Source organism: Amycolatopsis solani, assembly GCF_033441515.1.
Classification (GTDB): Bacteria; Actinomycetota; Actinomycetes; order Mycobacteriales; family Pseudonocardiaceae; genus Amycolatopsis; species Amycolatopsis solani.
The window spans coordinates 4,311,212-4,336,172 of the sequence record NZ_JAWQJT010000001.1; the positions used below are offsets into that span (position 1 = coordinate 4,311,212).

Genomic DNA, 24,961 nt, shown 5'->3' on the forward strand with positions numbered 1-24,961 from the left:
CGAGGAGGACCATGAGTACCGCCGCGCCGGCGGCGAGCGTCGACCCCAGGCGGTTCCGTGACGCCATGGGCCGGTTCGCCACCGGCATCACGATCATCAGCACGCCGACCCCGGCAGGACCGCACTGCATGACCGCCAACGGTTTCATGTCGGTGTCCCTGGTGCCCGCCCTGGTCGTGGTGTCCATCGCCGAACGCGCGAAGATGCACGACCTCCTCCTGGCCAGCGGCGTCTACGGCGTCAGCGTCCTCGCCGCGGACCAGGAGGCTGTCAGCACGCACTTCAGCGGCCGGCCGGACCCGGACCTGCGGCCGCGGTTCGACGACCACGCCGGGGTGCCCCTCGTGGCCGGGGCGCTGGCCCAGGTGGCCGCGGAGATCGTCGAGGCACACCCCGCCGGCGACCACACGTTGTTCGTCGGCCAGGTCCGCCACCTGGCCGACGGCGCGGGCGAGCCGCTGGTGTTCCACGCCGGCCGCTACCGGCACCTGCTGAGCCCCGCGGCGGACCCGGAGTACTCCGACGCCTGGTCCGGCTTCTGCCTGGATCCGTTCGGCGCCTGACCCCTGGAGGTACCGCATGCGCACCCGCCCGACCCGGTGGCTGCCGTGAACCCCGCCGTCCGCGAAGCCGCGGAGCTGCTGCGGAACGCCGTCGGCGCCGGCAAGCCGTGCCTGCCGATCCGCGACCTGTTCACCTTCGGCGACATCGAGTCCGCCTACGCGGTGCAACGGCTGAACACCGAGCACGCCCTGGCCGCGGGCCGGCGGCTCGCCGGCCGCAAGATCGGCCTGACCTCGCCGGCCGTGCAGCGCCAGCTGGGTGTCGCCCAGCCCGACTTCGGCACCTTGTTCGCCGACATGGCCGTGGCCGACGGCGGGACCGTGCCGGCCGGCCGGCTGCTGCAGCCCAAGGTCGAGGCCGAGGTCGCGCTGGTGCTGAGCGACGACCTGCCGGATCCGGACTGCACCGCGGCGGACGTGGTGCGCGCCACCGGTTTCGCGGTGCCCGCGCTGGAGATCGTGGACAGCCGGATCACCGACTGGGACATCTCCATCGTGGACACGGTCGCGGACAACGCGTCTTCCGGCCTGTTCGTGCTGGGCGGCACCCGGGTGCCGCTCGACCGCGTGGACCTGCGAACGGTGACGATGACGTTGTCCCGCCACGGCACGGTGGTCTCGGCGGGCAGCGGGGCCGACTGCCTCGGCAGCCCGCTCGCCGCCGCGCGCTGGCTGGCGTCCACGCTGGCCCGCCGCGGGGATCCGTTGCGGGCGGGGGACATCGTGCTGACCGGCGCGCTCGGCCCGATGGTCCCCGTCGCACCGGGCGACGTCTTCCGCGCCGAGATCTCCGGACTCGGTTCGGTGCGGGTCGGCTTCGCGCCCGCGTTCAGATGAGCAGGTCGAACATCCGGAAGACCTGGTCCCATTCGTCGGAGCCGGGGTTCTTGACACGCGGGTCGGCGATCTTGAACGCCTGGGCGAGCGCCACGCTGAGCCCGCCGGCGACGGCCGGGAGCCGCGCCTCGGTGTCTTCGGAGAGCGCGATCCCGAGCGGCGGGCGCGCCAGGAGCTGATCGAGCAGCGGCGCGACTTCGAGGTCCTCGTCCAGCTTGAGGAACTCGTGCATGCGCTCCTGCAGTCCTTTGGTGATCGGCAGGTCCCTCGGCTCGATGACGTCCCGCCCGTTGGCCTTGGCCGTGGCCTTGGCGACCACGAACAGGTCGTAGATCTTGCGGTCGAGGAACTCGTCGTACCGTTTCAGATCGCTCTTGTCGACGTCCAGGCTCGCGGCCGTCCGGAAGAACCGTTCGAACCTCGCCGCACCCATGACCGGCATCAGGCCTCCTCTCGGGCCACCACCCACAGTGGCAAGGGCGGCCGTCCCCGCGCGTGCGCCTGGCAGGTCGAAATTCGCGTGACCGATCGACCCGGCAGGACGACGCCGCGGCGGCAGGCGGTGCGGCGAGACGGCGGTCACTTGATACGGGTACCCCCTAGGGGTACCTTCTGAGAATGAGCCGAACCACCACGAGCCCGCCGGCCCTCATCGGGGGAAATCGACCATGAACACTTCAGTACGTCTTGCCCTCTTCGGTGGAGCGCTTGCCGTGCTCGCGGCCGGTGGGTTCGTCGTCGGGAAGGCGGCGGGACCGGAAGCCGCTGCCGCCGGTGAGAACGTCAGCCACGGTGGAGCGCACAACGAAAACGCCGAGGTGGACTCCCTGCCCGGTGGGTTCGCGTCCAGCATGGACGGCTACACGTTCGCCGACGCGAAGCTGACGCCAGACCGGTTCACGTTCACCATCACCGGCCCGGACGGCGAGCCCGTCACCGCGTTCGACGTCGAGCACGAGAAGAAGCTGCACCTGATCGTGGTTCGCCGGGACACCTCGGGGTTCCGGCACGTCCACCCCGAGCTGACTCCGGACGGCACCTGGAGCGTCCCGTTGACGCTGCCCGCGGCCGGGTCCTACCGCGCCTTCGCCGACTTCGCGCCCACCGGCGGGAAGCCGGTGACGCTCGGCACCGACCTGTCCGTCGCCGGGGACTACCGGCCCGCGACCTTCGCGCCCGGCCGCACGGCCCGGGTCGACGGCTACACCGTCGAGCTCGACGGCGACCTGACCGCGGGGAAGACGTCGCCGTTGACGCTGAGCGTCAGCCGCGACGGCGTCCCGGTCACCGGCCTGCAGCCCTACCTCGGCGCGTACGGGCACCTGGTCGCGTTGCGCGAAGGCGACCTCGCCTACCTGCACGTCCACCCGGACACCGCCCCCGGCGCCGGCCCGCAGGTGAAGTTCGCCGCCGAGGTGCCCAGCGCCGGGACCTACCGGCTGTTCCTCGACTTCCGCCACGGCGACGTCGTGCGGACCGCCGAATTCACCCTCACCACCGGCCACTGACCGCGGAAGGAGCCGATCATGACCGAGATCGAACTCGCGATCGGGGGGATGACCTGCGCGTCGTGCGCCCACCGCATCGAGCGCAAGCTCACCAAGCTCGACGGCGTCACCGCGTCGGTCAACTACGCCACCGAAAAAGCGCGGGTGCACGTTCCCGAAGGCCTCGACCCGGCCACGCTGGTGGCCGCGGTCGAAGCCGCCGGGTACCGGGCGACGCTGCCGCGGGCGGAAGAACCCGAACCGGCCGGAAACGACCCGCTGCGGCAACGGCTGATCACGAGCGCGGTGCTCGCGGTGCCGGTGATCCTCCTCGCGATGGTGCCGGCACTGCAGTTCACCTACTGGCAGTGGATTTCGCTGACGCTGGCCGCGCCGGTGGTCACCTGGGGCGCGTGGCCGTTCCACCGGGCGGCGTGGACGAACCTGCGTCACGGCGCCGCGACCATGGACACGCTGGTGTCGATGGGCGTCCTCGCCGCGTTCGCGTGGTCGTCGTGGGCCTTGCTGTTCGGCACCGCCGGGATGCCCGGGATGGTGCACCCGTTCGAGCTGACGGTCGCGCCGTCGGACGGCGCGGGGAACATCTACCTCGAGGTCGCCGCGGGCGTCACCACGTTCATCCTGGCCGGTCGCTACTTCGAGGCGCGGTCCAAGCGCCGCGCCGGCGCCGCGCTGCGGGCGTTGCTCGAACTCGGCGCGAAGGACGTCGCCGTGCTGCGGGGCGGCGCCGAGATGCGGATCCCGACGGCCGAACTGGTGGTGGGGGACCGGTTCGTCGTGCGGCCGGGCGAGAAGATCGCCACTGACGGCGTCGTCGAAGAGGGCAGGTCCGCCGTCGACGCCTCGATGCTCACCGGCGAATCGGTACCCGTCGAGGTCGGAGAAGGCGACGCGGTCACCGGCGCGACGGTCAACGCGGGTGGGCGGCTGGTCGTGCGGGCCACCCGGGTCGGGGCCGGCACGCAGCTGGCGCGGATGGCCGAGCTGGTCGAGGACGCCCAGAGCGGCAAGGCCGAGGTCCAGCGCCTGGCCGACCGCGTGTCCGGCGTGTTCGTGCCCATCGTGATCGGGCTGGCCGTCGCCACCCTGGGGTTCTGGCTCGGCAGCGGCGCCGGCACGGCGGCCGCGTTCACCGCGGCGGTCGCGGTGCTGATCATCGCCTGCCCGTGCGCGCTGGGCCTGGCGACGCCGACGGCGCTGCTCGTCGGCACCGGCCGCGGCGCCCAGCTCGGGATCCTGATCAAGGGCCCGGAGGTGCTGGAGTCCACCCGCCGCGTCGACACCGTGGTGCTGGACAAGACCGGCACGGTGACCGAGGGGCGGATGACGCTCACCGCCGTGCACGTCGCCGAGGGCGTCGACGAGGCCGAGCTGCTGCGGCTGGCCGGCGCGCTCGAGGACGCGTCCGAGCACCCGATCGCCGCCGCGATCACCCGCGGAGCCCGGGACCTGCCCGCGGTCGAGGACTTCACGAACGTCGAAGGCCTTGGCGTGCGGGGGATCGTCGACGGGCACGCGGTGCTGGTCGGCCGCCCGGCCCTGCTGGAGGACTGGAGTCAGCCACTTCCCGCGGACCTCGCCGCGGCGAAGGCGGCGGCCGAGGAACGCGGGCACACCGCGGTCGCGGTGGCCTGGGACGGCGCCGCGCGAGGGGTGCTGGTGGTCGCCGACGCGGTCAAGCCGACGTCGGCCGAAGCGATCGGCCGGCTGCGGGCGCTGGGGCTGACGCCGGTGTTGCTGACCGGTGACAACGCGGCCGTGGCCCGGGCGGTGGCGGCGGAAGTCGGCATCGACGAGGTGATCGCCGAGGTGCTGCCCGCGGACAAGCTCGACGTCGTCAAGCGGCTGCAGGACGAGGGCAAGGTCGTCGCCATGGTCGGCGACGGCGTGAACGACGCACCGGCGCTGGCGCAGGCCGACCTCGGGCTGGCCATGGGCTCCGGGACGGACGTCGCGATCGAGGCGAGCGACCTCACCCTGGTCCGCGGCGACCTGCGCGCGGTGGCCGACGCGATCCGGTTGTCCCGGCGGACGTTGCGGACGATCAAGGGCAACCTGTTCTGGGCGTTCGCCTACAACCTGGCGGCGCTGCCGCTGGCGGCGGCCGGGCTGCTGAACCCGATGATCGCGGGCGCGGCGATGGCGTTCAGTTCGGTGTTCGTGGTCGGCAACAGCCTGCGGCTGCGGAGTTTCACCAGCCAGACCCTCACGGGCACACGATGAGGCCGGCGCCCACGACCAGGGCGACCGCCACCGCGGGCGGCGCGAGCAAGGCCGCGATCCCGCCGGCCACCGCCTTGACGCCGGCGGTGAACGGCGGGTCCGAGGCGCCGTCGAGGTAGCTCAGGCGGATCTCGGTGTCGCCCCCGGCCATCGCGAGCGCGCGCCGGGGACCTTCGCCCGCGCGGACCCGCAGGAGCGCCGAGCGCAGGGGCGCAGCGCCGCACCGTGCGGAGGCCGTCCGGTCGGCGGCGAGCTCGACCAGCAGCCGGACGGCGGCGGGCAGCTCGCGCATGAGCGGGACGAACCACAGTGTCCGGCCGAGTACTTCGGCCCAGCTCGTCAGCAGGTGGTGGTGGCCGCGGACGTGGGCGCGTTCGTGCTCCAGCACCGCACGCAGTTCCGGCTCGGTGAGCCGGTCGGCCAGCCCGGTGCTGGCGACCACGAGCGGCCGGCGCCCGCCCATGCTGTAGGCGATCGGCTGGTCGTCGGGCAGCCACAACGTGGGCAGCGGCTGCTGGTCGCCGGACAGCCGCAGCGCCGTCAGGTGCCGTCGGTGCAGGACGTTCCGGCGCCGGCGGCGGTCGAGCGCGTGGCGGGCCAGGCGGGCGGCGGCCACGCCCAGCACCGCGACCGACCCCAGCCCGGCGATCGGGTCGAGGGCGGGGAAGCCGTCGTGGCCGGCCGTCGACCAGCAGTCGTGGAGGATCCGCAGCACCGCGCCGGCCGGACCGTGGCCCGGCAGCACCAGCAGGAGCACTCCGCCGACGGCGCCGGCGACGACGCCGGCCGCGGCGAGCAGCCACCACGCGATGACGGTGCCCGGCCCGGCCCCGGTCGCGGCGAGCCGGCTCAACGCCGCCGGTGACCACCAGCCGATGACCACGGCGCCGAGCAGCAGGGCCGCCGCCAGGATCATCGCTTGCGCGCCTTGCGTCGCAGCGCCCGGCGGAGGATGTCGGACTCTTCCTCCGAGGCCGAGCTGACGAAGTGCAGGAGGACGGACTCGCGGTCGCCGGCCGCATCGAGGAGGTCGCGCAACGTCTGCGCGGTGGCTTCTTCACGGGTGGTGATCGTCCGGTAGCGGTACGCGCGATCTTCCATCTCGCGGTCCACCCAGCCCTTGCGGTGCAGGTTGGTCAGGACGGTCATCACCGTGGTGTAGGCCAGGTCGCGGTCCCGGTTGAGCTCGTCGAGGACGTCACGCACCCGCATGGGCTCCGCCGCGTCCCAGAGCACGTCCATGATCGCCGCTTCGAGTTCGCCGAACTGCCGCATGGAACCTCCCCGGGCCAGGATAGCCGGGGCGGGCCTGCGCACCGCGGCACGCAGGCTCGCTCCGCGGCCGGCGTCAGCTCCGCAGGAGCCCCTGCATCTCGGTGATCTCCGCTTGCTGGGCGTCGATGATCTTCCGGGCGAGCGCCTTCGCCTCGGGGTTACTGCCCTTGCTCAGTTCGGTCTCGGCCATGTCGACCGCGCCCTGGTGGTGCTTGATCATCATGTCCAGCCACCTCTTGTCGAACTCGGCGCCCTTGCTGCCTTCGAGCGTCGTCATGTCCTCGGCGGGCATCATCCCGGGCATCGACTCGTGGCTCATCCCCGGCATGCTCGCGCCCCAGGTGGTCAGCCACCCCTGCATCTGCTTGATTTCGGGGTCCTGCGCCTTTTCGATCCGCCCGGCGAGGTCGACGACCTTCGGGTCGGTGCTGCGCGAAGGCACCAGCTTCGCCATGTCGAGCGCCTGGCTGTGGTGCGGGATCATCTGCTGGGCGAACGTGACGTCGTCGGCGTTGTGGTCACCGTCCATTCCGGACATCGAGTCGTTGCCGCCGCACGCGCCGAGGACGACGGCGGAGGCGACGGCGAGCGCGCCGAGGAACAGCTTTTTCCGCATGACAAAACCTTCTCTGGTTACTGGGGAATGTGAACGGCTGGTGTGATCCGGCCGCTCACACCCGCAGCACGCAGAGAGAGTTCAGGATGGTCCGCCCGGGTCTGTCCGGTGGGCGCTCCGGCGCCGGTGAACCCCGCAGGCGCTTCCTTCGCGCGTGGGTTCCGGTGCCCGGACGGCGCACGAGCAGGAGCCAGGCCAGGAAGAGCGCGCCGACCACGGTCAGGATGGCGAGGCACAGGTGGAGCATCTCGTGGGCGCCACCGGGACCGGGTTCGTGGTGCTCCCCGGTGCCCATGCCGGTGTCCGTGGCCGGCACGCTCGCGGCGACGGACATCGCTGCCACGGAGTCCGGCTCGCCGGACGCCGAGACGTGGTGCATCGCTGTGACGCCCAGCGCCAGCAGGCACAGCAGGATGACCTGCTGCACTCGGCCGATGCGCGCTGCCATGGCGCCACAGTACTACGCAAGTTAGTACTCAGGTGCGCGATGCCCCCGCCTCGGCGCTCCGGTCAGGCGGTGGGCCTGGTCGCACCGGCGTACTGGCTCTGCAGCGGCGAGATCTTCACGACGTCGCCACTGGTCGGTGCGTGCACCATCTTGCCGTCGCCGAGGTACATCCCGATGTGGGACACCGGCGAGTAGTAGGCGACGAGGTCGCCGGGCTGCAGCTGGTCGCGCGGCACCGGGGTGCCGAACCGGGCCTGGGCCGCGGAGTTGCGCGGCAGGGTGATGCCGGCTTTCGCGTACGCCCACTGCAGCAGGCCCGAGCAGTCGAACGAGTTCGGCCCGGTGGCACCCCACACGTACGGGCTGCCGAGCTTGCTCAAGGCCGCGTTGATCGCGGTCTGGGCCGCCGCCGTCGGAGCCTTGACGTTGGGCGCCTTGCCGCCGGTGTCGCGCTGGACGGCCCGGTCGGCGGCACTCAGGTTCTCGTCGGCCGCCTTGATCTGCTCGATCTGCTCGTTGAGCGTCTTCTGCTTGGCCTTGATGTCCTCGGTCAGCTTCGCTGCGGCGTCTCGCGCGTCCTGCGCGCGTTTCGCGGCGTCCGTGGCCTTGGCGGTGGCGTCATCGGCCTGCCGGACGGCGCCGGTGAGGTTGTCCATCGCGCCGTTCTTCTCGGTCGCGATGACCTCCAGTGCGGAGGAGCGGTCCAGGAAGTCCTGCGTGGACGTACCGGCCAGCAGCGCGGACAGCTTGTTCAGCTGGACCCCGCTGGTGAACGACGCGCCGGCGAACTCGTCCACTTCGGCCTGGTACTTCTTCTGGTTCTCGGTGGCCGCGGCACCTTGCTCCTTTGCCGCGTTGACGTCGCCGGTGGCCTTGTCGAGTTCTCCCTGCTTGGCGTCCAGATCGCTCTGGGCCTTGAGGAGGTCTTCGTTGAGCCTTTCCGCCTGCTCGGCGAGTTCGCGGTATTTCGCGAGCGCGTCGGAGCCGGTGGGCGGGGCTTGCAGGACGGGGACGGGGGCGGCGGTGGCCGGGGGGAGGCCGACGGTGACGAGGGTGATCACCGACGCCGCGGCGAGGACGCCGGACATCACGCGCCTGATCGGTTGCGACTGCACGGTCGCGGAGTTCTCCTTTGCCGTAGGGCTGCCAGGAGGGAGTCCTCTTCGCCGGAACCAGGCCGCGCGGCATCGCAAAAGGTGACGCGCGCGGTGGTGGTCCGGCATCCCGGCAGCGATCCCGCGTCGCCGTCGGGGAACGGCATCGGCCGCGAGATCTCGGACAGATTACGAACGGATCGTGCTTCCGTCCACCTTTTGGGTGAAGAAATTTCGACGATCACCAAGTGTCGCAACGAGTTCACCGCGAGCTACTAAGTGCGATAGTAGTCGTGCTCCTGGCCGGTGGGTGCCCCTGGTGGCCACCCGTCGAGTCACCGATTTTCACCATCGGGTGACGTCGTATGCCGGAACCACCCTCATCGCATCGGTTCGTCAGCGATTTGTCCGGGTAGTGCCGGTCTGGGCCTCGGCGGTATTGCGGAGCTGCAAAACCCCAGGTCATACCCGTTGCCAGCGACAATAAACCCGTTCAAACAAAGAAAAAAAGATCGTTTGCTCGCCCATCCGAGGGGGATTCGGGCCCCGAACCAGTACTGACGGTGAAGTCCAGACTCGAAGGGGGGTGAGATGGATGGATACTTCCCTGACGGATGACACACCGGTGGGGCACCCGGTCGTTCTTCGGGTGCTCGTCGTAGCCGGCGCGTTGTTCGGATTCACCCTGCTGGCCTTGGCCGTGTCGGGGGCCGCGAACGCTTCCGAAGGTTCGCCGCCGGACCGGCCTGGTGTGCTCAGCCGGGCCGGGAGCACCGCGCACGACCTGCTCAAGCCCGCCGGACCGGCGCTCAAGCCGGTGACGGGCACGGTGCACGCGGTGACATCGCGGGTGGCTCCGGCGGTGAAGCCGGTGACGAACGGGCTCGAGCCCGTGATCGCGCCGGTGACCCGGCCGGTGCTGCACGCGGCGGAGCCGGTGCTGTCGGCCTTGCGGCCGGTCACCGCGCCGGTGGTGCACGCGCTGTCTCCGGTGACCTCGCCGGTCCTGCGCGCCACCGCACCGGTGACCGCGCCGGTGGTGCGGGCGGTGACCGGGTGGCCGGCGAAATCCGCGCCACGCGACGACAGCGGTGCCACGCCGGGGAACCCCGCGCCACGCGGGGACTTCGGTTCGGTACCGGTGGCTGCCGGGCCGAGTGGTCCGGTCGTGGTCGAGCAGGCCCACGCGCAACGCCGGCACGACGTGCGGGCCGCGGCCCGGTGGGCGGCCGGACGTTCCGGTTCGGTGCGGATCGGTGCTGCCGATCCGCGGCCGGGATCCGATGGCGGCGTGCCACCCGCGGATGTGAGCGGTGCGCTGTCGGCGGGTTCCGGTGCCCAGCACGGTGGCGAGTTCGCCGTGACCGGGGCCGGGAGCGGTGTGCCCGGGACGGATCGCACGTGGCGGGCCCCGCCCGCCGGTGCGTGGTCGTTGCACTGGCTCGAACACTACGGCAACGACCATCCGAGCTGACGAACCCTTTCCACCTCCGGAAATCCATTGAGGACAGATGGTCAGGAAAGGGAAGTCCATGCACAAGTACGTACGACGCGGCCTGACCGCCGCGTTCATCTCCGGCGGGTTCGTCCTGCTGGGATCCGCGGTGGCCAGTGCGGACACCGGGAACTCGGGCCCGCTGGACGGGCTCGGCACCACACTGCACTCCGTCGTCTCCGGTGCTTCGGCCGGCGGCACCGGCGGGGACTCCGGTTCCGGCGGGAACGCGCACAGCGGCAACACCGCTGTCAGCGGGAACTCCGGTACCTCGGGCGACTCCGGTTCGACCGGGCACAACAGCGCTTACGGCGTTTGCGTGCTGGCGAAGTGCAGCACCTCGGTGTCCTCGGGCAATTCCGGGAACACGGGCGCGACCGGGTCGACCGGGAACGCCTCGAACACCAGCACCACCACCGGCGGCAACTCCGGGAACGCCGGCCACGGCGGCTCCGGGACCTCGGCGGCGTCGGGCACGAACACCGCGGACTCGCGGGGCGCCCGCGGCGTCCTCGGCTCGGTGACCGGCATCGCCAAGGGCGGCAACGGTGGTGACTCCGGCGACGCCGGGAACGCCACCAGCGCCAACTCCGCGACGTCGGGGAACTCGGGTGACTCCGGGAACTCCGGCTCGACCGGCGGCAACAGCGCCTACGGCCTGTGCGTGCTGGCGAAGTGCGAAACCTCGGTGTCCTCGGGCGATTCCGGGAACACCGGCGCCACCGGTTCGACCGGTGACGCGACCAACACCAGCACCACCACCGGCGGGAATTCCGGCAACGCGGGCCGCGGCGGCGACGCCACCACGGCCACGTCCGGGAAGAACGCCACCACCGGTGGGCACCGGTACGGACAGGGTGTCCTGGGTGTCGTGACCGGCGCCGCCAAGGGCGGCAACGGTGGCGATTCCGGCGACGCCGGAAACGCCACCAGCCACAACAACGCGGTGAGCGGGAATTCCGGCACCTCGGGCGACTCCGGTTCCACCGGCGGCAATTCCGCCGTCGGGTGGACCGTGGGTGGCCAGGGCAACCGCGGGAACCACGAAAACGGCACGAAGTCGGCCACTTCGGTGACTTCGGGCAACTCGGGTGACACCGGCGCCACCGGTTCGACCGGCGACGCGGGCAACTGGAGCACCACCACCGGCGGGAATTCCGGCTGGGCGGGCAACGGCGGCGACGCCACCGTCGTGAGCACCGGCCACAACTCCGCCACGAACACCGGTGGGCACGGCCGGAACCGGCACGGACAGGGCCTCCTGGGTGTCGTGACCGGCACCGCCAAGGGCGGCAACGGCGGCGATTCCGGTGATGCCGGAAACGCCACCAGTCACAACAACGCGGTGACCGGCACGTCCGGTGACTCGGGCACTTCGGGCTCGACCGGCGGCAACACCGCCGTCACCTCGGCCCGCGGGCACGAGCAGCAGGGCCGGCACCACGGTTGTGGCCGCACCCACGAGAACGGCACGACGTCGCACACCACGGTGACCTCGGGCAACTCGGGTGACACGGGTGCCACCGGTTCGACCGGTGACGCCGGGAACGACAGCAGCACCACCGGCGGGAACTCCGGCTGGGCGGGCAACGGCGGCGACGCCGGCGTCCACGCCTCGGGCTGGAACACCGTCGCGCACACCCCGCACACCGTCTGACGGTTCGCGGGAAACAGCGGGGCACCGGAGAAATCCGGTGCCCCGCTTTCGAATGTGCATCGATTCGCCGTCCGTTGCGCGACGAGCGCGGATTCGGTGCCGTGGGTACTGTTGCCGAACTGACCGCGGAGATTCGCGAGAACCCGGCGGCGAAGGAAGCGAGAGCCGCGGTGAACGGCTATCCCGATGTCAACGCTGAAGTCCGCTTCGTGCCGGACGCGGTGTGCGTGGTGGCTTTTTCCGGACGCCTCGACAAGGTGGCGGCGCCGACGGTGGCGCAAGTCCTCGCGGAGTACGTCCCGCCCGGCGAGCGCTTGGTCGTCGACCTGACCCGCTGCACGGTGGTCGCCGCGGCCGGCGCGGCCGTGCTGCGCGACGCCGCCCGGACGACCGCGTCGACGGTCATCGTCGCGATCGGCGCCGCGGCGACGGCCGTCAAGCTCATCGCACCGGGTCCGGGTGCCGACCTGGCCGGCTCGACCGGCGAGGCGCTGCGGCTGCTCGGCCTGCCGCCGGACTTCGCGTTGCCGGCTCCCGCCGTCATCGACGTCCGCCGGATGCACACCCGCGCCCACATCGCCCGATCCCTGCGGGCGGTGCGGCGGCGCTACGGCGTGCCCGAGCCGGTGGCGTTCGGGCTCATGCGGGAGGCGTCGCAACGGTTCAACGTCCGGTTGCGGCTGCTGGCCGGCGCGGTCCTCGACCTGCGGGAACCGTGCGGCCCGGAATGGTTTCCCGGCCGGCGGCGCATCCCGCGGCCACGGGCGTCCTTCCGGTCGCGCACCACGCCGGCCACGACACTGTGCGAGGCGCTCGACCGCGTCCTCTCCCTGAGCGGCTCCGACCGCGGCAGCACCCAGACCGCCGATCCCTTCCACATCGGCCTGTGGCTGGAGGGGCATCGGGGCTTCGACGACGCCTTCGCCGGAACGTTCGCGATGGTCACCGGTGGCACGACGTGCTCGCTGGCCCTGCGGCACCGGCGGCAGGTCGTGAGCACCGACCTGGAGACCGATCCGCACCTGGCGGGCACCGACCAGAGCGGCCTGCTGCGCGCCGGCGTCCGCGCGGTGCAGAGCACCCCGGTGCTCGGCCCGGGCGGCAGCGGCCTCGGCGTGCTCTCCACGCACTACCGCGATCCCGGCGCCCTGCCGGGGGACGCCGACCTGCGGCGGATCGCGACGGTCGCGGAGGAAGCCGGCGAGTGGCTGGACTGGTACCGGCGGGTGGTCGTCTTCGACGCGCTGGAGCACCTGCACCAGCGGGGCCGCGACGTCCTGCTCGGGTAGCCGGTCAAGCGGGAACCGGGTCCAGGCGCGGGGTTTCGCCGGGCCCAGCGGGGAAGTGGGCGACGAACGTGACCCCCTCGCCCTGGGCGTCGAACCGCGCGATCCGCGTCGCTTCCGGTTCGTAGAAGACGTCGCCCCGGCTCAGCAGCACCGGGGGCTCGCCCTCGATCTGGTACACCGCCGAACCCCGCTCGATGCTGCCGAACACCGGGCCGTTGTGGACGTGCAACCCCGTTCCGCCGCCGGGGGCGATCGAGATGCGGCGGACTTCGAAGTGGTCGATCACGCGGGGTTCCGGGAGGTGCTGCTCGAGCACCAGTGCGCGGCTCACCGCCGGCAGCTCTTCGGCGTCCGGGAACGAGCCGAGTTCCGTCGGGGTGCCGTCCGCCGGGAGTTCCTCGATCGCCAGGTGGGTCAGCGGGGTCGTGTCCGTCGCGCCGTGCCAGTGCCACTCGCCGGGTGCCACCCGGACCGTGTCGCCCGGGCGGATCAGCTCGGGTGGGGAGCCCTTGCTCTGGACGTGGCCCATTCCTTCCGTCACGACCAGGATCTGGCCCAGCGGGTGGCGGTGCCAGCGGGTGCGGGCGCCCGGGGCGAACCGGACGGTGTCGACCTGCGTGCGGGAACCGGTGGCCAGCGCCGTGACCCACGCGCTGCCGGTGACCGCTTCGGCGGGGGCGGGCGTGCTCGCGGAGGGGATCAGGATCTCCATGCGAAGCACCGTACATACTAGTAGGTACAGAGAACAAGTGATCCCCGTCATGCGCTGTCACAAGGACCTTCCGAGCGGTGTCTTGAGGCCGAACCGAGAGAAGGAGACCGCCATGGAACTGGCGCTGTGGATCGCCGCCGGAGCGCTCGCGCTCGTCGCGCTCGCCGGGGGTGTCAGCAAGGCGTTCCTGCCCGTGGAGAAGCTGGCCGCCGCGCCGGGCGGGGAGTGGACCGCCGCGGCCGGGCCCGGGTTCGTCAGGGGACTCGGGGTGCTCGAACTGCTCGCCGCCGCCGGGCTGGTGCTGCCCGCGCTGACCGGGATCGCGCCCGTGCTCGTGCCGGTGACCGCCGCCTGCTGGGTGCTGCTCATGGCCGGTGCGATGATCACCCACGTCCGGTACGGCAGCGCGAAGTTCGCGGTCCTGAACCTCGCGTACCTCGCCGTGGCCGTGTTCGTCGCCTGGGGACGGTTCGCGGCCTGACCGCGGCGAGGAAAGGAGCCGACCATGAACGCCACCGACACCTTCGTCGCCCACCGGAACCTGCTGTTCACCGTCGCCTACGAGATGCTCGGGTCCGCGGCCGACGCCGAGGACGTGCTGCAGGAAACCTGGCTGCGGTGGGCGGACGTCGACCCGGCCGGGGTGCGCGACGAGCGCGCCTACCTGGTCCGGATCACCACCCGCCTGGCGCTCAACCGGCTGCGCACCATGAAGCGCCGCAAGGAGGCCTACGTCGGTCCCTGGCTCCCGGAACCGCTGCTCACCACGCCGGACGTCGCCGAGAACGTCGAGCTCGCCGAGAGCGTGTCCATGGCGCTCATGCTCGTCCTCGAGACGCTCGCGCCGACCGAACGAGCTGTCTTCGTGCTGCGCGAGGTCTTCGACTTCGGGTACGACGAAATCGCGGACGCCGTCGGCAAGACCCCGGCCGCCGTCCGGCAGATCGCACACCGCGCGCGGCGGCACGTCGACGCCCGGCGCCCGCGCGAGACCGTCTCCGCGCGGGAAACCCGGGCCGTGCTGGCGTCGTTCCAGCGCGCACTGGAAAGCCGTGACCTGCAAGGACTTCTCGACGTCCTCGCACCGGACGTCGTCATGCTGAGCGACGGCGGCGGCATCAAGCAGGCGGTGCCGCGGCCGATCACCGGGGCCGGCCGGCTGGCGCGCCTGGTCCTCGGCGGGCTCGCCAAGAACGAGGCCGCGCTCACCACCGAGCCCACGGTGGTCAACGGGAACCCCGGCCTGACCCTGCGCCTCGACGGCGAACTCGACGGCGTGATGGCCGTGCGGGTCGAGGCCGGGCGCATCACCGGCGTCTACTACGTGCGCAATCCGGAGAAGCTCACCCGCGTCGAGTCGGAAACGCCGCTGACCCTGCGGTAGCCGAGTGGCCGAGACTGCGGGAAGTAGTCCCGCGGGTGCGTTCGGTGATCCGGGACAGGTATGGAGTCGGGTACTTGTACGGGTGCGGTGCGTGGCCGTGGCGGAGCAGGCTCGGAGGTGCCGCAGTAGTCCGCAGGAGGTTCGGAACCCATGGTGCACGGCCGGTCGCGTCCCCTCCTCCGGGTCGTCACCCCCTCGGACGTCCCGGAGGCGCGGCCGGCCCCCTCGCCCGCCCGCAGCCGCGACCGCTACGCCGACCTCGCCGACCGGCGGCTGGCCGCGATCCTGGCCGCCGAAGACACCGCCGAAGAGCACGGCCTCAGCCCGCACACCCGCAGCACCTGCTACGTCCACCGGTGCTGGACCCACCAGTGCGTCGGCGATCCGCTGCACGTCCTGGTCGCCACCGGGCACCGGTGGTGCCGCCGCTGCGAGTGCCCGGTCGACGTCGCCGTCGACGAAACCCCGCCCGGTGCGGTGCACCTGTTCTGCCCGCGCTGCGGTCAGGCTGGATCGGCGGCGAACCGCGACGTCCGCCAGGCGTGCCGGACGAGCCTGGCCGCGATGCACGGCGGCGACGCGCCGACGTTGTACCGGATCCCGGACGCCTGACGCCCGTGCGTTGCAACCTCCGAGGGACGCCCGTGCCCCCGCATTGACCGGTCGTGGTGCCCTCCATACGGTTTCAGTCGTGGGCAAGGCCGGCACGGGGTTCGAGAGGGGCAACCTGCCCGCGGACAGCACGAGTTTCGTGGGACGCAAGGCCGACGTGGCCGAGGTCAAGCACCTGCTGACGCGGGCGCGGCTGGTCACGCTGACCGGCGCGGGCGGGGTCGGCAAGACGCGGCTGGCCGTGCAGACCGCCGCCGGGCTGTCCCGCGCGTTCCCCGACGGCGTCTGGCTGGTCGAGCTCGCCGGGCTGCAGGACCCCGCGCTCGTGGCGCACACCGTGCTCGAGGCGCTGGGCGTGCACGACGAAACCGGCCGGAGCCCGGCGGGCGTGCTCGCCGAGCACCTGCGGGAGCGCCGGGCGCTGGTGGTCCTCGACAACTGCGAGCACCTCCTCGACGCCTGCGCCGCGCTGGCCCACGACCTGCTGCGGGCCGCGCCCGGGCTCCGGCTGCTCGCGACCAGCCGGGAACGGCTCGCGCTGGCCGGCGAGCACCTGTGGCCGGTCTCGCCGCTGCCGGTGCCGGCCCCGGGCCGCCCGCTGGCCGGCGGGGCCTGGCTGCGCTACCCGGCGCTGACGTTGTTCGCCGAGCGCGCGGCCGCGGTCGACCCGGAGTTCGCGGTCACCGAGGAGAACCAGGAGCGGGTCGGCTCGATCTGCCGCCTGCTGGCCGGGATCCCGCTGGCCATCGAGCTGGCCGCGGTCCGGCTGCGGGTGCTGACGCTGGCGGAGCTGGAAACCGGGCTGGGCGACTGCTTCGGGCTGCCCGGCACGGTCAAGCGCGGTGGCGAGCCGCGGCACCAGACGCTGCGCGCCGCCATCGAGTGGAGCTTCGCGCTGTGCTGCCCGGCCGAACGGCACCTGTGGGCGCGGGCGTCGGTGTTCGCGGGCGGCTTCGACCTGGCGGCGGCCGAGCGCGTCTGCGCCGGTGCGGGGCTGCCCGCCGCCGAGCTGCGGAGCCGGCTCGCCGGGCTGGTGGAGAAGTCGGTGCTGATCCGCGAGGCCGACGGCGACCGGCAGCGGTTCCGGCTGCTGGAACCACTGCGGCAGTTCGGCCGCGACAAGCTGACCGGGTCCGGCGAGACGGCGGCGGTGCTGCGGCGGATGCGCGACCACTACCTCGACGTCGCCGAGCGGAGCGAGCGCGCGTGGTTCGGCCCGGAGCAGGCGGACATCTTCCGGCGGACCCGCCTGGAGCACGCGAACCTGCGGGCCGCGCTGGACTACAGCCTGACCGAACCGGGGGAGCTCGGGACCGGTCTCCGGCTGGCCTCGACGCTCTGGTTCTACTGGGCGGGCTGCGGGGTGTTCGGCGAAGGCCGCCACTGGCTCGACCGCGCGCTCGCGCTCGACGCCGAACCGGACGCGGAGCGGGCGAAAGCGTTGTGCGTCAACGGGTACGTCGCGACGCTGCAGGGTGACAACGCCGCCGCCGTCGCGATGCTGGAGGAGTGCCGCGCCTACGCGAGGCGGGCGGGCGACGACGTCGTGCTGGCGTACGCGACGCACCGGCTCGGCTGCAACCTGCTGGTCGGGGACGACGTCGGGGACGCGAAGGCGTTGTTCGAAGAGGCGCAGGCCCGCTACCGGCAGCTCGGCGAGCTCAACAGCAACGTGATGCTGGCGGGCATCGAACTGGCCGTCGCCTCCATCTTCCTCGGTGACCTCGACCGCGCGGGCCGGCTGTGCGAGGAGGCGTGCGCGACCGGCGTCGCGCACGGCGAGCAGTGGGCGCACGCGTACGCGGTCTACGCGCAGGCTCTGGTCGCGCTGGGCCGCGGCGACCTCGACCGGGCGGCCGAACGCGGGCGGGACTGCCTGCGCGTGAAGAGCACGTTCCACGACCTGCTCGGCATCGTCCTGGCGATCGAGGCGCTGGCGTGGACCGAAGCCGCCCGCGAACGCTGGGAGCCGGCCGCGATCATGCTGGGTTCGGCGCAGCCGATCTGGCAGGCGGTCGGCTTCCCGATGTTCGGTTCCCGCTACTTCGGTGCCCCGCACGGCGAATGCGAGACGCGCACCCGGCGGGCGCTGGGCGACGGGCCGTTCGAAGCGGCGGTGCGGCGCGGGCGCGAGTTCGCCCTGCCGGAGGCGATCGCCTACGCGCTGGGGGACCTGGGCCCGCCCCGGTCCGAGGCCGCGGACCCGGAGCGGCCGACGCCGCTGACCGGCCGCGAAGGGGAAGTCGCGTTCCTGATCGCGGACGGCCGGTCGAACCAGGAGATCGCGGACCGGCTCGTCATTTCCCGCCGGACGGCGGAAGGGCACGTGAACCGGATCCTGCGGAAGCTGGGCTTCGACTCGCGCGCGCAGGTGGCCGCGTGGGCGGCCCGGAACCCGCAGGTGCCGACCCGGCAGTCGTGACCGGGCCGGCACCGGCCGTCGTCAGCCGAGCCGCGCGCCCCAGTTTTCGAACGCCGTCACGACGTCGGCGGGGGCGCCCGTGTCGCGCAGGCGCTTCGTCTCCGCCTCGATGTAGTGGCCGTACAACGGAACCAGGCCCGCGAGCAGTTCCGGGCGGGCTTCGGCCGCCTCGAGCGGGTGACCGGCCCGGACCCGCTCGGCCAGCTTGACCAGCGACGCCGCGGGGGCGTCCGGCTGGGCCAGGAACCACTCGATCGCTTCGTCGTTGTTCGCCGCCCGGCCCGTCGGAAGCGTTGCCGAGTACAGGAACCGGACCGGGAACAGCACCGCCTTGGTGAACCACACCTTGTCGGCCAGCAGGCGCCGCGGCTCGCGGAACTCGGCGGCCACCTCGTCGGTCGCCAGCACCGCGATCGCGAACCGCGCGCTCTCCAGCAGCATCTCCTCCGCCGTCGGCCGGGCCACCTCGGCGAGGACGTCTTCGCCGTCGAGGAGCACGCCGTGGTCGGCCAGCTGCAAGCGGTCCAGCGCCGGGAAGCGGCCGTCGTCGCGGCCTTCGCGCAGGGCCGGGAGGGAAGCCCAGAACACCGACAGCTTGCGGTGCAACGGACTCCGCTCCTGCAGCTCGGCCGTCACCGGTCCGACCGGGTCGCCGCCGGGGACGTCGGTGAGCACGAGGGCCAGGTCGATGTCGCTGGCGGCCGCGGAATAGCCGCCGTAGGAAAGGCTGCCCAGCAGGTACGCACCGATCAGGCGGTCTCCCAACGCTTCCCGGTACGCGAGCGCGGCCTCCTCGGCGATCGCACGGGCCGCGCCGGCGGGTTCAGGTGTCGTCATGCGGCCACCGTATCGCGGCGGGCGCACTCGGCGATGCGGTCGGAAACCACGCCGATCACCTGCCACGCCCGGTCGAGGACGGCGATCACCGCGTCCTCCGTCCAGTCCCCGCGCTGCCGCAGGACTTCGTACCCCATCTCGAGGTGCTCGACGTCGGCTTCGTCGTGCAGCTCGAAGTACTCGTCCTCGGGAAACGCTTTCGTGCCCGCCTGGCTGAACACGAGGCTGCCGGCTTCGAGGGCCAGGTGCGCCAGCACCGCGCGCTGCACGCCGGGCAGGATCGCGAACTGGTCGACGAACCAGGAAGCGCCCATCTCGATGACGGGGTCCCAGACCAGCTGCCGGTCTTCCGCGCGGCTGCGGGCCAGGATCTTGTCGTGGCCGACCTCTTCCTGCTGGTGCTCCAGTGCGAGCGCCCGCAGTTCCGGGTCGCTCTCGAAGCTGACCCGCGCGCTGATCATCCGCTGGAACGCGTTCGACCACGGCTGCAGGTACGTGAGCACCGCTTTCCTGGTCTCGGCCGACGTGGCCTCGTCGGCCAGCAGGCGGATCAAGTCCGAGGACTCGTATTCCCGTTGCCGCTGCTCGTTGTGACGGGCGATGCGCTCGACGTCCTGCTGGGTCACGATCGGCTCCTTACCGTGGTGCTGCGGGAGATCATCCTTCCGGGACGGCTAGCGAAGATCAACAGGCGCGAGCGCCCGGTCGTAGACGGGGAACCGGAAGTACGTGGTCACGTCACCGCGGCGGCCCGCTGTGCGGTAGCTCACCAGCTCCAGCAGCCGCGTTTCGGCCAGCGGCCGCGGCGCCAGCGCGGCGGTCAGGAGGCGGAACCGGCCGGGGTCGACGCCTTCGCGGTGCAGCAGTTCCGCCGTGCGCTCGACGGCTTCTTCGTCACTGGACGTGAGATCCGGCAGCCGCAGGTACGTCGTGGACTCCGCGGCCCGGTCCACCCCGGACCGGAACGCCAGGCAGCTCAGCGCGGCCGCACCGGCGTCGGGCCGGTCACCGGTCAGGATGCGGTACGCGGCCGCCGCGGCTCCGGCGTCGTGGCTCAGCGCCACCGAAGCGACGTCGTTGACCTCGGCGAGGCCGGCGCCGTGGTTGCGGTAGTAGATCTTGACCCTGGCCCGGGTTTCTTCGGCCAGGTCGACCGCGAAGAACTCGATTTCCCGTTCGCCCGCGACGGTTTCGACGCGGCGGCGGGCGTCGTCCCAGGCCGCGCCCATGCCGAGCCGGTCCATCGCTTCCGCGACGGCGGCCTCGCGGTGCGCGTGCGGCCAGTCGTAGAGCCCGAAGTAGGTCTTGTGGACCACGCGCGACGGCGGGCGCCAGGCGACCGAATGCCACACCGGCGCGGGGGACGGGCGGCCCGCCCGCGGGGTGAACGTCTCGTGGACGCGGTCCAGCCGCCGGGTGACGGGATCGCTGTCTCCCGGCCAGGTGAAGTCGTGGCCGAGGCTGTCGAAGAGCACGCGCAGTTCCGGCCGGTCACCGGACCAGTTCACCGACATCTCGGCCGGGAAGCCGTCCTCCGCCACATAGGACGGGTGGGCGGGTATGAGCCCGATCCGTTCGTGCGCCCACCGGGGCAGGGCGGTGCGCAGCTTCTGGGTCGTCCGGACGGACTGCTCGACCGGGACCCCGAGCGCTTCACAGGCGGTAGACCAGAGCCCGCACAGAAAGTCACCGAAGAGCCGACCCGATGCGGGGTAGTTTTCCCTTATATATTCAGGAAAGTCCGGCATTCGATCGGTCACGACCGGATGCTATCAGTTGGATGCTTGCTCAACTAAAAAGCTGCACCCGGGTGGTCCAACCAATTGGGCCATGTGGGTACGCCGGTGTCCGCCGTGGACACGGAGGGACACTTCGGACACCGGCGCGTCCGGACCGGACACGAAGCGGACAACGCGCAGGTCTCAGACCCGCGCGGGCACCACGGTCATCGCGTGCTTCACCAACCGGATCAGCGCGAGCTTGCTGGAGTCCCTGTCACGCGCGTCACACATGACGATGGGCACCCGATCCGGGACCACGAGGGCCTCCCGGATCTCGTCGGCGGTGTAGCGCGGCGCGTTGTCGAAGCAGTTCACCGCGACGACGAACGGGATCTTCCGGCGTTCGAAGAAGTCGATGGCGGCGAAGCTGGTCTCCAGCCGCCGGGTGTCGACCAGCACGACCGTCCCGATCGCCCCGCGCGCCAGGTCGTCCCACATGAACCAGAAGCGCGCCTGCCCCGGCGTTCCGAACAGGTACAGCACGTGCCGCGGCGAGATGGTGATCCGGCCGAAGTCGAGCGCGACCGTCGTGGTCGTCTTCCGCTCCACGCCGGACAGGTCGTCGATGCCGGCGCTCGCCTCGGTGAGCACCTCTTCGGTCGTCAGCGGCGGGATCTCGCTGACCGAACCGACCATCGTGGTCTTCCCGGCACCGAACCCGCCGGCGACGATGATCTTGACCGGCGTCGGGACCAGGTCGGCCCCGGTGCCGTCAGTACTTGATGAGGCCATCGAGAACCGCCTGGAGAGTTTCGAGGTCCGGCGACTGCGCCGGGTGGTGGGTGGGGGAGCGCGTGATCACGAGGCCGCGTTCGATCAGGTCGCCGACGAGCACGCGCACGACCCCCAGCGGGATCTTCACGTAGACCGCGATTTCCGCGACCGAAACCGGGTGGCGGCACAGCTGCACGATCGCCACGTGCTCCGGGCCGAGCCCGACCGGCTCCTGCTCCGACCGCAGCGTCATCACCTGCGTGGACAGGTCGAGCCGCGCGGTGTCGGCCGGCGTCCGCCCGCTCGTGATCGTGTACGGCCGGACCAGCGGCCCGGCGGCCTCGTCGTACCAGCCGTCGTCCGAGCTCATGTGGCCTCCCGCAGGACGTGCGCCGCTTCGCGCGGCGCGGACGCCATGTAGTCGCCGACCCGTTTCACCAGCCGGCTCATCTCGTAGGCGATCATTTCGACGTCGACGTTGTCCGCGGCCAGCACGGCGAGGCAGGCACCCTGGCCCGCCGCCGAGACGAACAGGTAGCCGCGCTCCATCTCGATCATGTTCTGCAGCACCGGACCGCGGTTGAACTGCTTGCTCACCCCCTTGGCGAGGCTCTGCAAGCTGGAGGCGATGGCCGACAGCTGGTCCGAGTCGTCCTTGCTCATGCCTGCCGACTTGCCGATGAGCAGCCCGTCGGCGGACAGCACGATGGCGTTCTGCGCGCCGACCACGCGGCTCACCACGTCGTCGAGCAGCCAGTTGAGATCGGGTTTGGGGTTCCCGTACTCGTTCATTCGACGTCAGACCCTGACTTTCCTGTGTGGACTTTCCTGTGTGCGGTCGGGAACTACGCTTCGTCCGGCCCGCGGCCGCGGCGGGTGCCCTTGTGGAACGCCGCCAGCGTGCGCGCGGTGCCTTCGCCCGGTGTCACGACGTCGTCGTCGCTGTCGTCCGGTTCGGCCTCCAGCTGGGCGACGAGGTTCTGCTGCGGCTCGCGCCGGGGCAGCCGGGGCCGGTCGTCGGCCGGGCGCGGCCCGCCGGCGGGTTCCGCGGCGGCCACCGGCTCCGGCACCGCGGCCGGGACGGAGGGCAGGGCCTCGGGCGGGGTGAGGGCCCGGACCGGGTACGGCCGGGGCTTGGTCTCCCGCTTCATCGGGATCTGGCCGGTGAACGAGCTGGGTGAGTCCATCGAACCGGGCGAGCTTTCTGCGGCCCGCGCGGCGGGCGCGCCCACCGGGGCCAGGACCGCGGTCGTTTCCGCCGGGGAACTGCCGGGCTCTTCGGTCCCGGGGGTGTCCTGGCCCGCCAGGTGCTGGACCGGGATGAGGACGGTGGCGCGGAGGCCGCCGTAGCGGGAGGGGTCGAAGGTGACGGTGATGCCGAGCCGGGCCGCCAGCCGCGCGACCACGAACAGGCCGAGGCTGGAGTCGGCCCGCAGCGCCATCGCGTCGAACTCGGGCGCCTCCGCCATCATCGAGTTCGCCCACTCGCGGACGCCGTCCTTCATGCCGAGCCCCTGGTCCGAGACGTCGACGACGACGCCGCGTGCGACCAGGCGGCTGGTCACCTCGACCGGCGAGCCGGGCGGCGAGAACGACGTCGCGTTGTCGACCAGCTCGGCGATGAGGTGGATGGTGTCGGCCACCGCGGCGCCGAGGATCGCGACGTCGGCGACCTGCTCCACCTGGACCCGCGCGTACTGCTCGGTTTCCGAGACGGCGGCGCGCAGCACCTCCATCAGCGCGACCGGCTTGCGCCAGCGGCGGCCGGGCTGCTTGCCGCCGAGGATGATCAGGTTCTCGGTGGTCCGCCGGGCGCGGGCGGCGAGGTGGTCGAGCTGGAACAGCGACGCCAGCTGCGTCGAGTCGTCTTCCCGCGCTTCCATCTCGTCGAGGATCTGCAGCTGCTGGTGGACCAGGACCTGGTTCCGGTGCGCGATGCCGAGGAACACGTTGTGCACACCGCTGCGGGCCTTCGCCTCGCTCGCCGCGGCGTTGACCGCGGTCAGCTGGGCGGTGTTGAACGCCTCCGCCACCTGGCCGATCTCGTCGCGGCCGTGGTCGAGCTGCGGCAGCTCTTCCTTGAGGTCGACCGGTTCGCCGTTCTTCAGCCGCTCCACGATGTTCGGGAGCCGGTTGCGGGCGAGGTCGAGGGAGTCGTTGCGCAGCCGCGCGAGGCGGGTCATCAGCGCGCGGTCGACGAGCGAGCGCGACACCCGCACCGCGACGATGATCGCCGCCAGTGACGCGAGCAGGGCCAGGATGCTGCCGATGATGACGTTGCGCAGCTGCGCGTCACCGGAGTCGATCGCGGCTGCGGAAACCTTGTCCGCCTGGGTGATGGCCAGGTCGTTGAGGCCCTGGGCGACCTGGGTGGTGGCGTTCAGCCAGTCCGTTTCGGACACCGGCACGGAGTTCTGCTCACTCGGCGACCACGGTCCGTGCTTGACGATCGCCTGCTCGGCGGTGGCCAGCTGCTGCCAGGCGGTGCTCTTGGTCAGCGCCCGGTACCGGTCGCGGACGCTCGCGTCGAGGAACGGCTCGATCTGCGCCAGCTGCGCGCGGTAGGTCCCGGACAGCTGCGCGAACTGGGCGAAGTCGTCGGGGGCGAAGGTGCCGGCCGAGAAGGCCGTCGACACCAGCGACGTCTCGCGAGACATCGCGTCACCAGCGCGGAAGACCGAGGTCGCGGTGATACCACCGGTCGCGGCTTCGGCGTCCGGCACGACGCGGGCCTGGGTGTCGAACAGGTTCGACGCCGTGTCCATCACGCCGTTGTAGTAGCTGTTGACCTGCGCCCGGTCGATGCTGCGGAAGCTGATCTGCGAGCGCAGCACGGGCAGCCGGTCGAACTGGGACTTCAGCGCGTTCACCTTGGACGCGATCTCGTCCGGCGCGTTGGAGATGGTTGCGGCGAACGCGTCCTGCAGGGTGTCGAGCTTCTCGTCGGTGACCTTCTGCTGCGCCTGCAGCCGGCCCGGGCCGAGCGCGGGGTCGTCCAGGTACTGCAGCGCGCTCTGGCGTTCCTTCTGGAATTCGGCGAGCGCGGTGGCCGCGGGGATCGACACCTCGCGCACCGACGCGGCGACCAGCCGGACGTAAACGCCGTTGAAGAGGAAGTACGAAGAGACCGCGATCCACAGCACCAGCAGCGTCACGCTGGGAATGAGAACGGTCCTGGTCAGCCTTTTGCGGATCGACTTGTCGTACGGCTTGTCCGACTCGTCCTTGGCGTCTTTGTTCAGCACGGCGGTTCACGAACTCCTGAGTGACGGTCGGCGAGGAAAGGGGACCCGGACGAGGAAGCGGACACGACGATGGGACACAGCGGCCGCCGTCACCCGTCTTCGCCTCACCCTCCGTGTTGCCGCGGAATCGATCAGGGTCCGTTTTTTACCACGAACCACCGAGGCCCGGTGGTGCTGACCCGGCTGGCGGACGGTTGTCCGCCAGCTGTTGAACAGTGTTTACCGAGTGCGTTGGGGCGGTTACCGCCA

25 protein-coding genes are annotated in these 24,961 nt (G+C 71.7%); 11 read left to right on the plus strand and 14 right to left on the minus strand.

Annotation, left to right across the window (positions count from 1 at the left end):
• Positions 1–11 precede the first annotated feature (11 nt).
• Positions 12–563: a flavin reductase family protein gene (locus SD460_RS20005; RefSeq protein WP_318306500.1), complete on the plus strand. Its 552-nt coding sequence runs from the start codon at positions 12–14 to the stop codon at positions 561–563.
• 45 nt (positions 564–608) lie between these two features.
• Positions 609–1,400: a 2-keto-4-pentenoate hydratase gene (locus SD460_RS20010; RefSeq protein ID WP_318306501.1), complete on the plus strand. Its 792-nt coding sequence runs from the start codon at positions 609–611 to the stop codon at positions 1,398–1,400.
• On the opposite strand, the gene SD460_RS20015 is transcribed toward SD460_RS20010, so the two are convergent.
• The gene (locus SD460_RS20015; protein WP_290056098.1) at positions 1,393–1,842 is read right to left on the minus strand and encodes a DUF1931 family protein; all 450 of its coding nucleotides are present in this window, start codon (positions 1,840–1,842) and stop codon (positions 1,393–1,395) included. The two genes, SD460_RS20010 and SD460_RS20015, sit on opposite strands and share 8 nt — an antisense overlap.
• Positions 1,843–2,068: 226 nt before the next feature.
• Between SD460_RS20015 and SD460_RS20020 the strand changes: the two genes are divergently transcribed.
• Together SD460_RS20020 and SD460_RS20025 are read left to right on the plus strand one after the other, a co-directional pair.
• Complete coding sequence (locus SD460_RS20020; protein ID WP_290056099.1) at positions 2,069–2,908, plus strand: DUF8832 domain-containing protein; 840 nt, start codon at positions 2,069–2,071, stop codon at positions 2,906–2,908.
• Positions 2,909–2,926: 18 nt separating this feature from the next.
• Positions 2,927–5,131, plus strand: coding sequence for a heavy metal translocating P-type ATPase (locus tag SD460_RS20025; RefSeq protein ID WP_290056100.1), 2,205 nt, complete (start codon positions 2,927–2,929; stop codon positions 5,129–5,131).
• Here the strand turns inward: SD460_RS20025 and SD460_RS20030 are convergent.
• The 5 genes from SD460_RS20030 to SD460_RS20050 form a co-directional block, all read right to left on the minus strand.
• Entirely contained in the window at positions 5,115–6,047 is a 933-nt protein-coding gene (locus SD460_RS20030; protein ID WP_318306502.1) for a M56 family metallopeptidase, read from the minus strand. The genes SD460_RS20025 and SD460_RS20030 overlap by 17 nt on opposite strands.
• Positions 6,044–6,406: a BlaI/MecI/CopY family transcriptional regulator gene (locus SD460_RS20035; protein ID WP_290056102.1), complete on the minus strand. Its 363-nt coding sequence runs from the start codon at positions 6,404–6,406 to the stop codon at positions 6,044–6,046. Before SD460_RS20035 ends, SD460_RS20030 begins: the two co-directional genes overlap by 4 nt.
• Before the next feature lie 73 nt (positions 6,407–6,479).
• Positions 6,480–7,022 (minus strand): DUF305 domain-containing protein, encoded by a 543-nt coding sequence (locus SD460_RS20040; protein WP_290056103.1) that lies wholly within the window; start codon positions 7,020–7,022, stop codon positions 6,480–6,482.
• Between the two features lie 55 nt (positions 7,023–7,077).
• Positions 7,078–7,470 (minus strand): DUF6153 family protein, encoded by a 393-nt coding sequence (locus SD460_RS20045; RefSeq protein ID WP_290056104.1) that lies wholly within the window; start codon positions 7,468–7,470, stop codon positions 7,078–7,080.
• Between the two features lie 62 nt (positions 7,471–7,532).
• On the minus strand, positions 7,533–8,585 hold the full coding sequence (locus SD460_RS20050; protein WP_290056105.1) for a C40 family peptidase: 1,053 nt from the start codon (positions 8,583–8,585) through the stop codon (positions 7,533–7,535).
• Between the two features lie 574 nt (positions 8,586–9,159).
• Here SD460_RS20050 and SD460_RS20055 point away from each other — a divergent pair.
• From SD460_RS20055 to SD460_RS20065, 3 genes are all read left to right on the plus strand, one after another.
• Entirely contained in the window at positions 9,160–10,038 is an 879-nt protein-coding gene (locus tag SD460_RS20055) for a hypothetical protein (protein WP_290056106.1), read from the plus strand.
• Between the two features lie 58 nt (positions 10,039–10,096).
• Positions 10,097–11,716 (plus strand): YadA family autotransporter adhesin, encoded by a 1,620-nt coding sequence (locus SD460_RS20060; RefSeq protein WP_290056107.1) that lies wholly within the window; start codon positions 10,097–10,099, stop codon positions 11,714–11,716.
• 101 nt (positions 11,717–11,817) lie between these two features.
• Positions 11,818–13,005 carry a GAF and ANTAR domain-containing protein gene (locus SD460_RS20065; RefSeq protein ID WP_318306503.1) on the plus strand — a complete coding sequence of 396 codons (1,188 nt, stop codon included), beginning with the start codon at positions 11,818–11,820 and terminating at the stop codon, positions 13,003–13,005.
• A gap of 4 nt (positions 13,006–13,009) precedes the next feature.
• On the opposite strand, the gene SD460_RS20070 is transcribed toward SD460_RS20065, so the two are convergent.
• The gene (locus SD460_RS20070) at positions 13,010–13,717 is read right to left on the minus strand and encodes a cupin domain-containing protein (RefSeq protein WP_290056109.1); all 708 of its coding nucleotides are present in this window, start codon (positions 13,715–13,717) and stop codon (positions 13,010–13,012) included.
• Between the two features lie 112 nt (positions 13,718–13,829).
• Here SD460_RS20070 and SD460_RS20075 point away from each other — a divergent pair, with 112 nt between their 5' ends.
• From SD460_RS20075 to SD460_RS20090, 4 genes are all read left to right on the plus strand, one after another.
• The gene (locus SD460_RS20075; RefSeq protein WP_290056110.1) at positions 13,830–14,198 is read left to right on the plus strand and encodes a DoxX family protein; all 369 of its coding nucleotides are present in this window, start codon (positions 13,830–13,832) and stop codon (positions 14,196–14,198) included.
• Positions 14,199–14,222: 24 nt separating this feature from the next.
• On the plus strand, positions 14,223–15,101 hold the full coding sequence (locus tag SD460_RS20080; RefSeq protein ID WP_290056111.1) for an RNA polymerase sigma-70 factor: 879 nt from the start codon (positions 14,223–14,225) through the stop codon (positions 15,099–15,101).
• 150 nt (positions 15,102–15,251) lie between these two features.
• Positions 15,252–15,713 carry a hypothetical protein gene (locus SD460_RS20085; RefSeq protein ID WP_290056112.1) on the plus strand — a complete coding sequence of 154 codons (462 nt, stop codon included), beginning with the start codon at positions 15,252–15,254 and terminating at the stop codon, positions 15,711–15,713.
• A gap of 79 nt (positions 15,714–15,792) precedes the next feature.
• Complete coding sequence (locus SD460_RS20090) at positions 15,793–18,135, plus strand: ATP-binding protein (RefSeq protein ID WP_318306504.1); 2,343 nt, start codon at positions 15,793–15,795, stop codon at positions 18,133–18,135.
• 21 nt (positions 18,136–18,156) lie between these two features.
• Here the strand turns inward: SD460_RS20090 and SD460_RS20095 are convergent, their stop codons facing one another.
• The 7 genes from SD460_RS20095 to SD460_RS20125 all read right to left on the minus strand — a co-directional run bounded on the left by SD460_RS20095 (position 18,157) and on the right by SD460_RS20125 (position 24,712).
• Positions 18,157–18,972 (minus strand): hypothetical protein, encoded by an 816-nt coding sequence (locus tag SD460_RS20095; protein WP_290056115.1) that lies wholly within the window; start codon positions 18,970–18,972, stop codon positions 18,157–18,159.
• On the minus strand, positions 18,969–19,598 hold the full coding sequence (locus SD460_RS20100; protein WP_290056116.1) for a hypothetical protein: 630 nt from the start codon (positions 19,596–19,598) through the stop codon (positions 18,969–18,971). Before SD460_RS20100 ends, SD460_RS20095 begins: the two co-directional genes overlap by 4 nt.
• 48 nt (positions 19,599–19,646) lie before the next feature.
• Positions 19,647–20,732, minus strand: a complete 1,086-nt coding sequence (locus SD460_RS20105; RefSeq protein ID WP_290056117.1) for a hypothetical protein — start codon at positions 20,730–20,732, stop codon at positions 19,647–19,649.
• Positions 20,733–20,894: 162 nt separating this feature from the next.
• A complete protein-coding gene (locus SD460_RS20110) occupies positions 20,895–21,485 on the minus strand; it encodes a GTP-binding protein (protein ID WP_203612585.1) in 591 nt (196 codons plus the stop codon).
• Positions 21,466–21,837, minus strand: a complete 372-nt coding sequence (locus tag SD460_RS20115) for a DUF742 domain-containing protein (RefSeq protein WP_290056118.1) — start codon at positions 21,835–21,837, stop codon at positions 21,466–21,468. The genes SD460_RS20110 and SD460_RS20115 overlap by 20 nt, the downstream gene beginning before the upstream one ends.
• Entirely contained in the window at positions 21,834–22,259 is a 426-nt protein-coding gene (locus SD460_RS20120; protein ID WP_086861080.1) for a roadblock/LC7 domain-containing protein, read from the minus strand. Before SD460_RS20120 ends, SD460_RS20115 begins: the two co-directional genes overlap by 4 nt.
• Before the next feature lie 53 nt (positions 22,260–22,312).
• Positions 22,313–24,712 (minus strand): sensor histidine kinase, encoded by a 2,400-nt coding sequence (locus SD460_RS20125; protein WP_290056119.1) that lies wholly within the window; start codon positions 24,710–24,712, stop codon positions 22,313–22,315.
• Between the last annotated feature and the right edge of the window lie 249 nt (positions 24,713–24,961).